Raw genomic sequence first — 13,989 nt, 5'->3', positions numbered from 1 at the left:
ATGAAAAGATTATTTAAAAATACTATAAAGACAATTGTGATTGCGACGCTGGCAGGAACAACTGTCACCTCTTGTAAAAAAGCACTGGAAGAAAAGCCATATTCTTTTCTCTCACCTAATAACTTTTACAAGAATGAAAATGATGCCAAAATTGCAATAAACGGTGTTTATAATACCCTATATTCCTGGGATCTTTATAAGCAGCCCTTTTGGAATATGACTGTGCTAGATGACGATCATGTATCAGGAGCAGATTGGTTTTTGGGAACTACAGGAGCGGGAAACTATCAGGGGTATTGGGGTGTTGACGGACCATGGGTAGGTCTTTATTCTATGATTTCCAGAGCAAACGTAGTTATTGAAAATGTAAGTAAAATAGAACAGGATATAGATGCTGAAGTAAAAGAAAGAATAATTGGAGAAGCTTACTGTTTGCGTGGTTGGGCTTATTTTCAGTTAGTGCAGCTTTATGGAGCTGTTCCTCTGCGGGGTAAATCTCTGTCCGAAGATCCGAATCCGAATGTACCAAAATCTCCGGTAAAAGAGGTTTATGAATTTATCATAGAAGACTTTAAAAAGGCTGAACAAATGCTTCTTCCAGAAGGCAATCCTAAATCAGGAGAACCAGGCAGAGTAAAAAGAGGAGTTGCTAAAGCTTTTTTAGCAAAAACCTATCTAACTATGGCTTCCGGATCATTGTCTGGTGCGCAAATTAGTGTACGTGGTGGGCAAGACAATAATCTTTACACCTATACAAAAAGCGTGGTAGCGGGACTTGAGGGCTTGGACAGTAGGGTATATTTTGAATTGGCGAGGGACAAAGCAATTGAATTGCTGGGAGATAACGAATATTCTTTATTTACTGCATCATGGAAAGATATCTGGAAAAAGGAAAACAGAAATAAAGGAGAGAATATGTGGGAATTGCAATCTTTGGCTGGGACAGACTTGTTTACCAATAACTTGAGTGCTTATTTTTCTGCTTTTTCTACATTTGGTAGGGGGGCCGTATGGTTTACCAATAATCATTATAGAGATTACGAAGTAAATGATTTAAGGGTTTTACAAGGCGTAAAGCATAACTATGAAATGAACAATGCTAGTAAAACGAAGTATTTCTACCCTTCCTGGGAAGCGGCTACATACAAAACTATAGGAGGCGTAACCTACAACAACAACGGTACAACAGACGACAGAGCCTATGTAATAAAATATGAAGATGTTGCAGATCCAACTATTGCCAATAGCGACGCCTTTTTTCCTCTGCTTAGATATTCAGAAGTTTACCTGATTGCAGCCGAAGCAGAAAACGAGTTAAGCTCTACGCCTTCAGTAAAAGCTTATGAATACCTGAACGAGATAAGAGGTCGGGCTCATGCATCGCTGGTATCAAACCTTACTCAACAAGAGTTTAGAAGCTTTGTATTAGCAGAAAGAGCAAGAGAGTTTGTGTTTGAAGGAATCAGGAGGTTTGACCTGATACGTTGGGGCGTCTACTTGCAGGTAATGAATAAAATAAGTGCAGGACAGGATAATATTTCAAAAAGTAGAAGCGAAAAACATTTGCTTTTCCCTATACCTAATGGAGAAATGCTGTCGAATGAGGCAATTAAAGAAAATAATAAATTCTGGTAATTTAAAACAGATTGATTATGAGAAATTTTAAGAAAATATGGATTGGTATCTGTGTATTATCAACCCTTATTGCTTGTAAAAAAGAAGAAGGAAAGAAAGAGGATACAACTCCTCCACAAATTACTTCAGTAACAGATCTTCAGCATAGAAGCACAGCTTTAGCTACCTGCGATTTTGGAGATTGGATTATTATTAAAGGAAACAACCTTTCTACTACCAATAAAATAGATTTTAATACGGTTTTGGCAGCAGACTCATTGTTTTATGCTGACGACACTACAATAACAGTAAAAGTCCCTTCTATTTTACCTGATGTGTTGAATAACCCGATTACAGTTTTTACCAAATACGGTTCTGTGAAATATGGCTTCCAGATTAAGCAACCAGAACCAGTAGTTAAAAATATGGCTCCTGCCGTGGGAGATCCGGGAGATATTGTTACTATTACCGGCTTAAACTTTATTAATGTAACAACCGTTAAATTTGGGAATGAAGATGCTGAGATAATAAGCTCTACTCCTACCGAGATTAAAGTTAAAGTTCCGCAAAGTGCTTATGGCCATATCTCCGTAACCACCACAAGCGGGACAACACAATCACAGGGAGTATTTGGGTTTAAGTATGCATTATTTACAGATGCTTTGGCTACCGGTTGGAGTAATGCATCCTATAGTGCGCCAAATGCTGTGGTAACAGCCCCGTCTCCTGTTTTGAGAGGAACCTCTTCTATGAAGATAAACTATGCGGGCTGGGGAGGGTTTAAGCTACAAAAAACGGCACCATATTTGGATTTAAATGGATTTGTTTCGCTGAAATTCTCTTTATATGCAGAAAGTGCAGCTGTAGGCAAAAAAATCAGAGTGTTTTTAAACAATAGTTCAACACCAGGATATAAAGATATAACTATTGCTGAGTCAGGAAAGTGGCTGACGTATGAATTTCCTCTATCAGATTTTGGTAGCCCTACTAGTCTGAGCTTTATTGAAATAAAAGAATATTCAGGAGCAGCAACTACGGTAGTTTATATAGATGATTTGGTTTTAATGTAAATATAAATAGAATACTAAAAAGAAAACGGCGTTGCTTTTATAAAAGCAACGCCGTTTTTATGTAATATGATTAAATGAAAATTCTGGTGCCGCTATAATCTTCTCTGAAATCAGTTGGTGTGCATCCCTTTTTCTTTTTGAAAATGCGGTTGAAGTTAGATATGTTGTTGAAACCGCAATTATAAGATATTTCGGCAACGGTATGGGTTGTTTCTATAAGCATTCTGGTAGCATGGCCAAGCCTTATTTCATTTAAACTGTCAATAAAAGTAACACCGGTTCTTTTTTTGATAAATCTTGAGAAAGAAACTTCTGTCATATTTACCAATTTTGCCACGTCTTTCAGCACAATAGGTTTATCGTAATTGGTGTTCATATAATCAAAAGCCTTGTCTATTCTACGACTGTTGTAAGAAACATTTGTATCCACAAAACCAGCATCGGATAATGTGGTTATTCCTCTGCTAGTAGATAAATCATTTAAAATCAATAATAGAGAGATTACTGAGTCAAAGCCACTCTTTTTATCAAGAGAAAGAATTCTCGGTGCTATATTTTCGATAGTTTCACGTGAAAAGGATAATCCTTTTGAGCTTCTTTCAAACATTTTTTTGATAAAATGAAGCTGATTTCTCCTTAAAAGCTTTTCATCTATCAGATCTCTGTGCCACTGTATGGTAATCTCTGTGATTTTTTCGCTTTTACAGTCATGGGTAAACCAGGCATGAGGCAAATTTGGACCAACTAAGACCAGTTCTATGTCATCGATAATCTCGATATGGTCTCCCACTATCCGTTTTGCTCCTTTTGCATTAATAATCAGGTTTAATTCAAATTCATCATGGTAATGCAGCGGAAAATTGAATTCCTTCTTTACTCTGGAGAAAAGAGTAAAACAATCATTTTGGGTTAAAGGAGTAATCTCCTTGGTGATAGCTGGGTTATTCATAATAGAAAAATAATTCTAAAGTTAATATACGGATTTTATTGTTTGATAGATAAATAAATATAATATAACAGATAAGGGTTTTGTTGCTGTTTAAGGAGGTTTAGTTGTGTTTTTAGTCGGTTTGTTATTTTTTAGAGATTGTCTAAGGGTAAAAAAACAAGTTAAAAGGTTAAAAAAGTATTATCTCTGTGATGTGTTTTCTTGTTAATATTGAATAGTTATAAGCCCAAGAACATGATTGGTAAAGCAATAAAGTTTTTTTTAGGAATATTTATGATCATATCAGCACTTTTTAATGACGCTGTTGCGCAGTTAATAGATACTAAAGCATCAATAGAGACTCAGACCCTTTATAAAAACATTGGTAAAAATGTAGGGAAGGGAATCATGTTTGGTCATCAGGACGATTTAGCTTATGGTGTAAATTGGAAATATGAACCGGGGCGTAGTGATATAAAAGATGTTGTTGGAGATTATCCGGCAGTCTACGGATGGGATATAGGAGGAATAGAACATGGAAATAAAGAAAATTTAGATAAAGTTCCGTTCGAAAAAATTAAAAGCTATATCAAAGAGGTCTATCAGAGAGGTGGCATTAATACAATTAGCTGGCATTTGGATAATCCTGTAAGTTTAGGAAGCTCATGGGAAACTACAAAAGCTGTAGCAGAGATACTTCCTAATGGTAAATTACATCAAAAATATCTTTTATGGTTAGATAGGGTAGCAATATTTTTAAATGCTTTAGAAACAGAAGAAGGTATTAAAATTCCAATCTTATTTCGTCCTTTTCATGAACTCAACGGCCCCTGGTTTTGGTGGGGAAAAACGCATTGCACTTCTCAGGAATATATTGATTTGTGGAGGCTTACTGTACAATATCTCAGAGACAAAAAGCAACTCCACCATTTAATATACGTATTCAACACCAATAGCTTTAAAGATAAAGAAGAGTTTCTGGAACGCTATCCCGGAGATAATTATGCTGATATGTTAAGTTTTGATGTATATCAGTTTGCAAAGAGTAATGCTTCAAAAGAAGATCTTCAGAAATCATCTATTCAATTTCAGGAACAGTTAAAAAACAACCTTAGGGTGCTTACAGAAGAAGCAAAAACCAGAAATAAACCTGCCGCATTAGCAGAAACTGGCTTTGAAGCTATACCTGATGCAAGTTGGTGGACAGGAACTTTATTTCCGGCAATTAAAGACTTTCCAATAAGTTATGTGCTTGTATGGCGTAATCATGGACTTAATGCAGAAAACAAGATGCATTATTATGCACCATATAAAGGGCAAAAATCAGCCTCAGATTTTAAGAAGTTTTACAAATTAAGCCAGATACTGTTTCAGAAAGAGGTAAAAAAGTTAAATCTCTATAAAATAAAACCATAATGAACCAAAAGCTAAGCATTAAAGAAAAAGTAGGATATGGGTTGGGGGATTTTGCATCATCCATGTTCTGGAAAATATTTTCAGTTTACCTTTTATATTATTATACCGATGTCTTTGGCTTGCCAGCTGCGGTAGTTGGAACCATGTTTTTAGTAACCCGGATATGGGACACAGCGTTTGATCCTATTGTAGGTATTGTGGCTGATAGAACAGAAACGAAATGGGGTAAATTCAGACCGTTTATACTTTGGGTAGCTGTTCCTTTTGGGTTAATAGGAATCCTTACTTTTACTGCTCCAGATTTGAGTCCCGAGGGGAAAATTATCTATGCATACATAACCTATACGCTAATGATGATGGTGTATTCAGCCATCAATGTCCCTTATGCATCTTTAATGGGGGTAATGACTTCTGATATTAAAGAACGCACAACGCTTTCTACCTATCGTTTTGTTTTTGCTTTTGCCGGAAGTATATTGGTATTGGCAGCGGCAGAACCTTTAGTCGATTTTTTTAGTAATTCTATCGGAACCTCATTAAGTAAAAGCTGGCAATTAACCGTAACCATTTTTGCCGTAATAGCCTCTGCCCTTTTCTTGCTTACTTTTGCCTGGACCAAAGAACGTATAAAACCTCAGAAAGAAGAAAAGAACCGTTTGTCAGATGATCTGAAAGACTTAGCCAAAAACAAACCGTGGTTTATTCTTTTGGGAGCAGGAGTCGCTACATTGATATTTAACTCTCTACGGGACGGTTCCGCTATTTATTATTTTAAATACTATATCGTTAATCAGGAGGCATTTAATATATCAGCTTTAAACCTGTCTATAAATTACAGTAGCCTCTACCTTGTTTTGGGGCAGGCGGCAAATATAGTTGGTGTTGTATTAGCAAAGCCAGTATCAGATAAAATCGGAAAGAAAAGAACTTTTGCTGTAGCCATGGTTATTGCTGCAGTATTAAGTGCATTTTTCTATTTATTTAATGAGAAAGACCTTGTTCTTATCTTCACTTTTCAATTTCTGATAAGTATATGTGCCGGTAGTATTTTCCCTCTGTTATGGTCAATGTATGCAGATATTGCCGATTACTCGGAGTGGAAAACAGGACGACGGGCAACAGGGCTTATTTTCTCTTCTTCCTCTATGTCACAAAAATTAGGGTGGACATTGGGCGGAGCACTTACTGGATGGTTCCTGGCAATTTTTGGTTTTGAAGCGAATATAGTACAAGCAGAAGCCACACAAACGGGACTTAAAATGATGATGAGTATAGTGCCTGCTACAGGAGCGTTAATATCCATGTTTTTTATCCTTTTTTATAGTCTCTCAGACGAAAAAATGCAAGAGATATCAAGAGAATTAACAAAAAGACGTGATAAATAATCAGTATACAAAAAACAAATAAATAGAAAGCACATGAGCGAGTTTGAGTCGAGGAAAAAACTGATAGAAACCCAGCATGAAGAGCTGTTAAATAAACCTAATCATAGATTGGAGCCAGGCAATGGTATCTTTTATAGGTACCAAAATGCTGTTTTAACAGCAAAGCATGTTCCTTTAAATTGGCGTTTTGATTTTGATAAACAGTCAAACCCATATTTTATGGAAAGAATAGGAGTAAATGCTGTTTTCAACGCCGGAGCCATAAAACATAATGGTAAATTTTGTTTGATTGCGCGAGTAGAAGGGGCGGATAGAAAATCATTTTTTGCAGTAGCAGAAAGTACCAGCGGTGTAGACGGGTTTCAGTTCTGGAGCAGACCAATTTTACTGGATGAAACTGAAATGCCAGATACAAACGTTTACGACATGCGGATTACTGCTCATGAAGATGGGTGGATATATGGGCTTTTTTGTACAGAAAGAAGAGACGAAAGTGCGCCTGAAGGAGATCAAAGTGCTGCTGTAGCACAATGCGGAATTGTAAGAACGAAGGACTTGAATAAGTGGGAACGTTTAGCAGACCTGCAGACCCAATCTGCACAACAACGAAATGTAGTTTTACACCCTGAGTTTGTACATGGAAAATATGCTTTATATACCCGTCCGCAAGACTCTTTTATAGAAGCAGGAAAAGGAGGCGGAATAGGTGTAGGTTTTTGTTCATCCATGGAAAATGCGGTAATAGATGAAGAAATTATACTAGACAAAAAACAATACCATACCGTTTATGAAGCAAAGAACGGACAGGGACCGGCTCCTATAAAAACCAGATTAGGCTGGCTTCATCTAGCTCATGGAGTAAGAAATACTGCCGCGGGATTAAGATATGTGTTATATATGTTTCTGACAGATCTAAACGATATTACTAAGGTTATTAAGAAGCCCGGAGGTTATTTTATAGCTCCCGAAGGCGAAGAGCGGATTGGGGATGTTTCCAATGTGGTTTTTGCCAATGGCTGGGTACAGGATGGCGAACAGGTTTACATCTATTATGCCTCATCCGATACAAGAATGCACGTAGCCACCACAACTATAGATAAATTGTTAGATTACGTGATGCATACACCAGAAGATGGGTTAACATCAAGAAATTCAGTAAACGCTATCCTAAAATTGATAGATAAAAATAAAAACTACCAGTAATGGATATTGAGCAGGAAATAGAGCAAGAGCTATACAGAACTTTAAGTTATTGGGAAAGCTATGCAGTAGATCATGACAATGGTGGATTTTATGGACAAAGAGATCAACAAAACCAACTTGTTAAGAATGCGCCTAAAGGATCTGTTTTAAACAGCCGTATTTTATGGACATTTTCAGCAGCCTTTAAATACACAGGAGAGCAAAAACATTTTGATTTGGCTAATCGTGCTTACAGCTATATAAAAAACTATTTCTATGATAAAGAAAATGGAGGTGTTTATTGGTCGCTAGATAGCAAAGGAGTGGTATTAGATACTAAAAAACAAACTTATGCACTATCCTTTGCTATATATGGTTTGTCCGAATACTATAGTGTTTCTAAAGATAAAGATGCGTTAGACTTAGCTATAGATATTTTTAATACAATAGAAAAATACTGCTTTGACCCCAAAGATAAAGGATACTTTGAAGCATTTGGAAAAGATTGGACAGAAATAGAAGATCTGCGCTTGAGTGATAAAGATGCCAATGAAAAGAAAACCATGAACACGCATCTTCATGTATTAGAAGCATATACTAATTTATACAGGTATTGGAAAAACGACCGGTTGAAAGACCAGCTAAAAGAACTGTTGCTGGTTTTTGAGAATCATATTATAAATCCGAAAAGTGACCATTTAAATTTGTTTATGGATGAGTTTTGGAGATATAAAGAACAAATCTACTCCTTTGGACATGATATAGAAGCATCCTGGTTATTGCAGGAAGCGGCTGAGGTTTTGGGAAAAGAGGATATTTTAAAAAGAATAAAAAGTCAGGCACTTAAACTGGTGTATGCAGCAAAAGAAGGATTGTTGCCCGATGGCTCTTTAATATATGAAAGCAACGCAGATACTAAACATAATATTCAAGAAAAACACTGGTGGGTACAAGCCGAGGCACTGGTGGGTTTTTATAATGCCTTTCAACTGACTAATGAAGAAACATTCTATAACCACTTCGAACAAGTTTGGAAGTTTATAAAAGAGCATATATTGGATTACGAAAACGGAGAATGGTTTTGGGGTGTAGACGAAAAAAACAATGTTATGCCGGGTGAAGATAAGTTGGGATTATGGAAATGTCCGTACCATAATATAAGAGCCTGTCTGGAGATCCTTCACAGAAAAAGTTAAACCTTTTAAATAAAAAATCAATCAGCATTAAACTTTTCTCTAAAAAGATAGTCCATTCAGCCTGTACTATTATATAACTTACGTCAGAGATTTTTTGATTAATGAACAAGATTTTTTATTCCCTGATTTTAGCATTATTTGTTGGTCAGGCTTTTGCACAAACCAACGAAGTTTCCGCTACACTAAAAGACTCTACGGGCTATACCGTTATTGGCGCAGCAATAAAACTAGTGTCTCCCAAAGATACTTTAAGTGCAGTAACAGACATTGATGGAAATTTTACCATTAAGAATGTAAAAAACAAGAGTTTCTCAATAACCGTAACCGCTTTAGGCTTTAAAAACTTTTCGAAAGCTTTTAATTTCGAGAGTACTACCTCTAATAAATTCTCATTAGGTACCATTATCTTAAAAAATGATGTAACGTTGTTACAACAGGTTACGGTAGATGGTACACCCGATGTTGTTGTCAAGGAAGATACTCTACAATTCAGGGCAGATCAATATAAATTAAAAGACAATGCATTAGCAGAAGATCTTCTAAAAAAGCTTCCGGGTGTAGAGGTAGATCGTGATGGTGGGGTTACAGCTCAGGGTAAACAAATTACCCGGGTTAGAGTAAACGGAAAAGACTTTTTTGGAGGCGATGTAAAAACAGCAACCCAGAATTTACCGGCAGATATATTGCAAAATGTACAGATAATTGACGATTATGGAGACCAAGCCAATATAACCGGAATTAAAGATGGTGAGCCTGAAAAAATTCTGAACTTTACGATCAGACCAGATAGAAATAAAGGATATTTGACCCGCGGAACTGTAGGTTTCGGAGATAAAGACCGCTATCAGGCATCCGTTTTTGGGGCAAAGTTTAACAATAATCAGCAGATATCTGTACTAGCCAATTTTAATAATACCAATGCCAATATTTTTAACCTAACCCAACAGGGAGGTGGCAGAAGAGGCCCCAGAGGAGGGGCTATGGGCTTTAATTCCTCGGGTTTAACAGATGTTAAATCTTTTGGAATAAACTATAGAGACGAATGGAGTAAAAAAGTCACGGCTTATGGAAGCTATTCCATCTTCGGAAGAAATAATACATTAGAAAGTAGTTCGTTGCAACAAAATCTGGCTTCAGAAAAAAACGGTTACACCACAATTGATGATGGTAAAGAAACCGATTCAAAGTCGAAAAACCTCAACCATCGCTTCGACTTTAATATTGAATATAAGATAGACTCTCTGAATTACCTTAAAGTTACTCCCAGAGTCACCTTCTCCACAACAGATAAAACAGAAGACGGAAAGTTTAGCATTCTAAACAATGGCGATCTTTCTTCAGACGGAAAATACCTGGATCTTAATGACTCAAAAAATCCAAACCTTGGAGCAGATATTCTATACAATCACAGATTTGCCCGTACGACGAGAAACCTTTCTTTAAGTGCTTATATGAACACTTCCAGTTCTAACAGCAATCAGGATTACCTGAACAGGTCAATCAAGTACGGCAATGATCCAATAACTGCAGCTCAAAATCTGTATCAAAAGCAATTGATAGAAAACGACAACACTTCTAACAATATAAACATCAATACCTCTTATATTGAGCCCTTGTCCAAAACAAAGAGTTTGGAATTTAACTACGAATATGGTTACAATAAGATTAACAATGACAGAAATGTGCTGGAGTCTAAAATAGAAACAGACGCTCCTGCATTTAATGCCGATCTTAGCAACGATTATAAATATAGTTTTATAACAAACAGAGTAGGTTTAAACTATCGTGTAAAACAAGATAAAATAAGCTATACTTTGGGTATGGGAGTTCAACCAAGTGTATTGAAAGGAGAGTCTGCCGGAAAAAACCTTTATACCAGGAATACGGCATTTAATATCTACCCCTCAGCCAGGTTTCAGTATAAGTTTTCCAGATCAAAAGAATTTAATATCAACTATAACGGAAGGAGCAATTTGCCAAGCTATAACCAGATACAGCCGGTAGTAGACCGTTCAAACATTCAATATCCGGTAGTGGGAAATCCAAACCTGGATGCCGAGTTTACCAATAACGTTAATATCCGTTTTAATAATTCGAACATAACAAGCGGGAATACCTTTTTTACAAACTTTAACGCCAATTTTACCAGAGATAAGATTGTAAGCTCTGTTAAATCTGTAAAAGATCCAAATTCAGATGCTATACAAGAGAGAAGTTATGCCAATGCAAACGGGTATTACAGCTTAAATGGGTTTTATGCTTATAACAGGCAACTGAAAGAGAAAAAATATGTGTTTGGCTTAAGAGGTATGGCTAATTATAACAACAATATTTCTTTCCTTAATGATGAGAAAAACATTGGTAAAAACCTGGTGCTGAGCCAAAGAGTACAAATTCAAATTCAACCGAAAGACTGGTTAGAAGTAGTTCCTTCTGTAAGTTATACCTACAACAGAAACAACTTTACTTTAGACTCCAGATCTAATTCGGAGGTGCATACCTGGTCTACAGCCTTCGATAGCAAAGTTTATTTTACCAAAACATTCTTATGGGGAGCACAGGCCGATAAAAACTTTAATAAAGGATATAACAGTGTAAATGCAAACCCTTTTATTATTAATACATATATAGAGAAACAGTTTTTTAAAGGGAATACCGGAGCTTTACGTTTAACCGCATTTGACCTTTTAGACGAAAGTACTGCAATCTCAAGAACAGTAAACGAAAGCTACATTCTGGATAGCCAAAGCAATAAATTATCCAGGTATTTTATGCTGACATTTACTATGCGGATTAACAAATTTGCAGGTAGTACCAACACGAATTTTAATAGCGGAGACAGAGAGAGATACAGACCTTCTGGGTCCGGCCATCAAGGAATGGGTAGATTTTAGTTTTATGTATTTGATTAATTGGAAAGGCTTCTCTAGGGGAGCCTTTTGTTTTATCAAGGCCAAGGAAGGAATACTTTTAAAATAAGTTTTACAAAAAAATCTTTTGACTATATTTGTCGCAACAAAAAAAGGCCCTGTAGTTCAACGGATAGAATAGATGTTTCCTAAACATTTGATAGCAGTTCGATTCTGCTCGGGGCTACCAGAAGAAAAAGAGGTTGAAAGGCCTCTTTTCTAATTTATATACAACACACCTAAATTTAAATATCATGTTCACCAGAGTTCTTCGCTTTTCATTGTTTTTTATCTGTGTTACAACTATTTTAAACGCACAACAACCTGTTAAGGACAAAAACTTTCATCTGTATATTTTAATGGGACAGTCCAATATGGCAGGCAGAGGGCCGTTGACAGAGAATCTGAAACAGCTTCAGAATAACCGTGTGTATGTGCTTGATAAAAACAATGAATGGAAAATTGCCAAACACCCACTGCATTTTGACAAGCCAACAATGGCTGCTGCAGGGCCGGGATTGTCTTTTGGGATTAAAATGGCAGAACAGGATACCAGTATCCGAATTGGATTAATTCCCTGTGCCGTAGGAGGCACCTCTATCAATAAATGGGCCCCAGGAGTTTTGGATAATGTAACCAAAACACATCCTTATGATGATGCTGTTTTAAGAATTAAAGAAGCCATGAAATACGGTGTTATAAAAGGAATGATATGGCATCAGGGAGAAGCAGATTCTAAATCAAAATGCGAAGAATATACCGGAAAGTTTAAGGAACTGACAGACCGGGTTCGCAAACTGACCAAAAACAAGAAATTACCTATTGTAGCCGGAGAGTTAGGACAATTTAAAGAGCAGTATATTCTTATGAACAAATGCTTGTCCAGACTTCCGTTAACAGTCAAAAAAATGGATGTTGTTACAGCAGAAAACCTGAAAGATAAAGGCGACCTGACTCATTTTGACGGAGCTTCAGCAAATGAATACGGTAAACGTTACGCCGATGCCATGCTCAAACTTCAGGGGAAAGAATAAAGACTGGTATAGACTACTAAAAAATATTCTACTGAAACTGTTTGCCAGTATCCGTGTTACCATGTAGAACTCGTACAATCTCAATAGATTTTTCAGCTACTTTTCTGTAGAATATAATATGCTTGTGCACCCTGTATTTAAAATATCCGGGCCTGATTTCGTCACAGGGTTTGCCGCTCTCGGGCGAGCTTTCCAAAAAATGGAATGCGTGGTCCAGAGCAGAAAGATATATATTCCGTTGCCTGACACCCCACTTTTGTTGAATATAATGACCGATATCTATCAAATCGGTCTTTGCCAGTTTGGTTAAATAAAATGCCACAGTTACTCGTTGTCTAACTCGTTCATCAGTTCGTTTAGCGAATAGTCTGCCCGACCGCTTTGTTCTCCGGCTTCTAATGAACGTCGTAAGGTCTCCAGTTTGATTTCTTCCTGTATCAACAGGCGTAGTCCTGCTCGTATGGCTTCACTTGCCGAACCAAACCGTCCTTTTTCAACTTGTTGATTTATAAAGTCCTCAAAGTAACCACCCAATGAAATACTTGTATTCTTTGACATAACCTTTTTTATTTTAAAGTTTTCAGGAAAAGCTGTATCGACTGAATACTAAGCTTTTATAAAGATTATCAAAAAAGTCAGGTAACGATTTGGTAACGGTGCTTATTGCTTTGCTTTTCAACGTGTTTCCGTTAGCTCTTAACAAAGATATAAAAATTTACATAAAATAATTTGTTTAAATCTTATCTACGTAACTCTTCTTTAAAAAGTTTATCAAATTCTTTTAGTCCCTCTTTGCAAACTTTTTCTAAATAAAGAAAAAAACTTTCATATGATTTGAAATCAACATTTAAATCTTTCATCGAAGATGGAAAAAGCTTGTCAAATAGCTCGATATCAAATTCTCGTGTATCTTCGTTTTTGTAGTCTAAATTTCCTGCAACAAAAACTGGGTTAAAATATTTTTTTGTTAAATCATCATATTTCTCAAGTTCATCTTTAGAAAGTCTAGAAATTTGTTCTTTAAAAAATACCATCGATCCAACACTAACGTAATCTAATAATGGTTTTGTTGCAATTGATGAAGCAATTAATTTCTTTTTTATCCATTCTGCTCTGAAAGTATTTTCAAATTCAACCCAATTTACTAATTGTGTAATCTTACCCTAGCTAGCTACACCCAAAACTAAAGAATTCCAATCAGAATTGCTATTGCTATCCTGTTGGAATGTGGGAAACTCAGAGAGTTTTCCATATT

General features: G+C 36.3%; 12 protein-coding genes and 1 tRNA gene. 9 read left to right on the top strand and 4 right to left on the bottom strand.

The window, feature by feature from the left end; genetic code table 11:
• Window positions 1-1,635, top strand: coding sequence for a RagB/SusD family nutrient uptake outer membrane protein (locus tag ACFSAH_RS10770; RefSeq protein ID WP_379662741.1), 1,635 nt, complete (start codon window positions 1-3; stop codon window positions 1,633-1,635).
• Between the two features lie 17 nt (window positions 1,636-1,652).
• Window positions 1,653-2,684 carry an IPT/TIG domain-containing protein gene (locus ACFSAH_RS10765; protein WP_379662740.1) on the top strand — a complete coding sequence of 344 codons (1,032 nt, stop codon included), beginning with the start codon at window positions 1,653-1,655 and terminating at the stop codon, window positions 2,682-2,684.
• A gap of 70 nt (window positions 2,685-2,754) precedes the next feature.
• Here ACFSAH_RS10765 and ACFSAH_RS10760 read toward each other — a convergent pair whose 3' ends face one another.
• Window positions 2,755-3,633 (bottom strand): AraC family transcriptional regulator, encoded by an 879-nt coding sequence (locus ACFSAH_RS10760; protein ID WP_379662739.1) that lies wholly within the window; start codon window positions 3,631-3,633, stop codon window positions 2,755-2,757.
• Window positions 3,634-3,867: 234 nt separating this feature from the next.
• Between ACFSAH_RS10760 and ACFSAH_RS10755 the strand changes: the two genes are divergently transcribed.
• The 7 genes from ACFSAH_RS10755 (at window position 3,868) to ACFSAH_RS10725 (ending at window position 12,734) form a co-directional block, all read left to right on the top strand.
• Window positions 3,868-5,028, top strand: coding sequence for a glycoside hydrolase family 26 protein (locus tag ACFSAH_RS10755; RefSeq protein ID WP_379662738.1), 1,161 nt, complete (start codon window positions 3,868-3,870; stop codon window positions 5,026-5,028).
• Complete coding sequence (locus ACFSAH_RS10750; protein WP_379662737.1) at window positions 5,028-6,413, top strand: MFS transporter; 1,386 nt, start codon at window positions 5,028-5,030, stop codon at window positions 6,411-6,413. The genes ACFSAH_RS10755 and ACFSAH_RS10750 overlap by 1 nt, the downstream gene beginning before the upstream one ends.
• Before the next feature lie 33 nt (window positions 6,414-6,446).
• Entirely contained in the window at window positions 6,447-7,616 is a 1,170-nt protein-coding gene (locus ACFSAH_RS10745) for a glycoside hydrolase family 130 protein (protein WP_379662736.1), read from the top strand.
• A complete protein-coding gene (locus ACFSAH_RS10740; RefSeq protein ID WP_379662735.1) occupies window positions 7,616-8,791 on the top strand; it encodes an AGE family epimerase/isomerase in 1,176 nt (391 codons plus the stop codon). Before ACFSAH_RS10745 ends, ACFSAH_RS10740 begins: the two co-directional genes overlap by 1 nt.
• 101 nt (window positions 8,792-8,892) lie before the next feature.
• Window positions 8,893-11,685 carry an outer membrane beta-barrel protein gene (locus ACFSAH_RS10735; protein WP_379662734.1) on the top strand — a complete coding sequence of 931 codons (2,793 nt, stop codon included), beginning with the start codon at window positions 8,893-8,895 and terminating at the stop codon, window positions 11,683-11,685.
• A 130-nt stretch (window positions 11,686-11,815) separates the two neighbouring features.
• Window positions 11,816-11,890: transfer RNA gene (locus tag ACFSAH_RS10730), tRNA-Arg, on the top strand.
• A gap of 64 nt (window positions 11,891-11,954) precedes the next feature.
• The gene (locus ACFSAH_RS10725) at window positions 11,955-12,734 is read left to right on the top strand and encodes a sialate O-acetylesterase (protein ID WP_379662733.1); all 780 of its coding nucleotides are present in this window, start codon (window positions 11,955-11,957) and stop codon (window positions 12,732-12,734) included.
• Between the two features lie 28 nt (window positions 12,735-12,762).
• On the opposite strand, the gene ACFSAH_RS10720 is transcribed toward ACFSAH_RS10725, so the two are convergent.
• The 3 genes from ACFSAH_RS10720 to ACFSAH_RS10710 form a co-directional block, all read right to left on the bottom strand.
• Window positions 12,763-13,056: a type II toxin-antitoxin system RelE/ParE family toxin gene (locus tag ACFSAH_RS10720; RefSeq protein ID WP_379662732.1), complete on the bottom strand. Its 294-nt coding sequence runs from the start codon at window positions 13,054-13,056 to the stop codon at window positions 12,763-12,765.
• 2 nt (window positions 13,057-13,058) lie between these two features.
• Window positions 13,059-13,292 carry a type II toxin-antitoxin system ParD family antitoxin gene (locus tag ACFSAH_RS10715; RefSeq protein ID WP_379662731.1) on the bottom strand — a complete coding sequence of 78 codons (234 nt, stop codon included), beginning with the start codon at window positions 13,290-13,292 and terminating at the stop codon, window positions 13,059-13,061.
• A gap of 182 nt (window positions 13,293-13,474) precedes the next feature.
• Window positions 13,475-13,768: a hypothetical protein gene (locus tag ACFSAH_RS10710; RefSeq protein ID WP_379662730.1), complete on the bottom strand. Its 294-nt coding sequence runs from the start codon at window positions 13,766-13,768 to the stop codon at window positions 13,475-13,477.
• Between the last annotated feature and the right edge of the window lie 221 nt (window positions 13,769-13,989).

Source organism: Pseudopedobacter beijingensis (genome assembly GCF_042678145.1).
GTDB classification, from domain to species: domain Bacteria; phylum Bacteroidota; class Bacteroidia; order Sphingobacteriales; family Sphingobacteriaceae; genus Pseudopedobacter; species Pseudopedobacter beijingensis.
Note: the sequence above shows the minus strand (reverse complement) of the source record. Positions and strands in the feature narration are given on the sequence as shown.

Bases quoted from the DNA above. Each gene is read 5' to 3' on its own strand.
- ACFSAH_RS10745 (WP_379662736.1), top strand. From the start codon at position 6,447: ATGAGCGAGTTTGAGTCGAGGAAAAAACTGATAGAAACCCAGCATGAA.
- ACFSAH_RS10740 (WP_379662735.1), top strand. From the start codon at position 7,616: ATGGATATTGAGCAGGAAATAGAGCAAGAGCTATACAGAACTTTAAGT.
- ACFSAH_RS10710 (WP_379662730.1), bottom strand. From the start codon at position 13,768: ATGGTATTTTTTAAAGAACAAATTTCTAGACTTTCTAAAGATGAACTT.
- ACFSAH_RS10770 (WP_379662741.1), top strand. From the start codon at position 1: ATGAAAAGATTATTTAAAAATACTATAAAGACAATTGTGATTGCGACG.
- ACFSAH_RS10725 (WP_379662733.1), top strand. From the start codon at position 11,955: ATGTTCACCAGAGTTCTTCGCTTTTCATTGTTTTTTATCTGTGTTACA.
- ACFSAH_RS10755 (WP_379662738.1), top strand. From the start codon at position 3,868: ATGATTGGTAAAGCAATAAAGTTTTTTTTAGGAATATTTATGATCATA.
- ACFSAH_RS10765 (WP_379662740.1), top strand. From the start codon at position 1,653: ATGAGAAATTTTAAGAAAATATGGATTGGTATCTGTGTATTATCAACC.
- ACFSAH_RS10735 (WP_379662734.1), top strand. From the start codon at position 8,893: ATGAACAAGATTTTTTATTCCCTGATTTTAGCATTATTTGTTGGTCAG.
- ACFSAH_RS10760 (WP_379662739.1), bottom strand. From the start codon at position 3,633: ATGAATAACCCAGCTATCACCAAGGAGATTACTCCTTTAACCCAAAAT.
- ACFSAH_RS10750 (WP_379662737.1), top strand. From the start codon at position 5,028: ATGAACCAAAAGCTAAGCATTAAAGAAAAAGTAGGATATGGGTTGGGG.
- ACFSAH_RS10715 (WP_379662731.1), bottom strand. From the start codon at position 13,292: ATGTCAAAGAATACAAGTATTTCATTGGGTGGTTACTTTGAGGACTTT.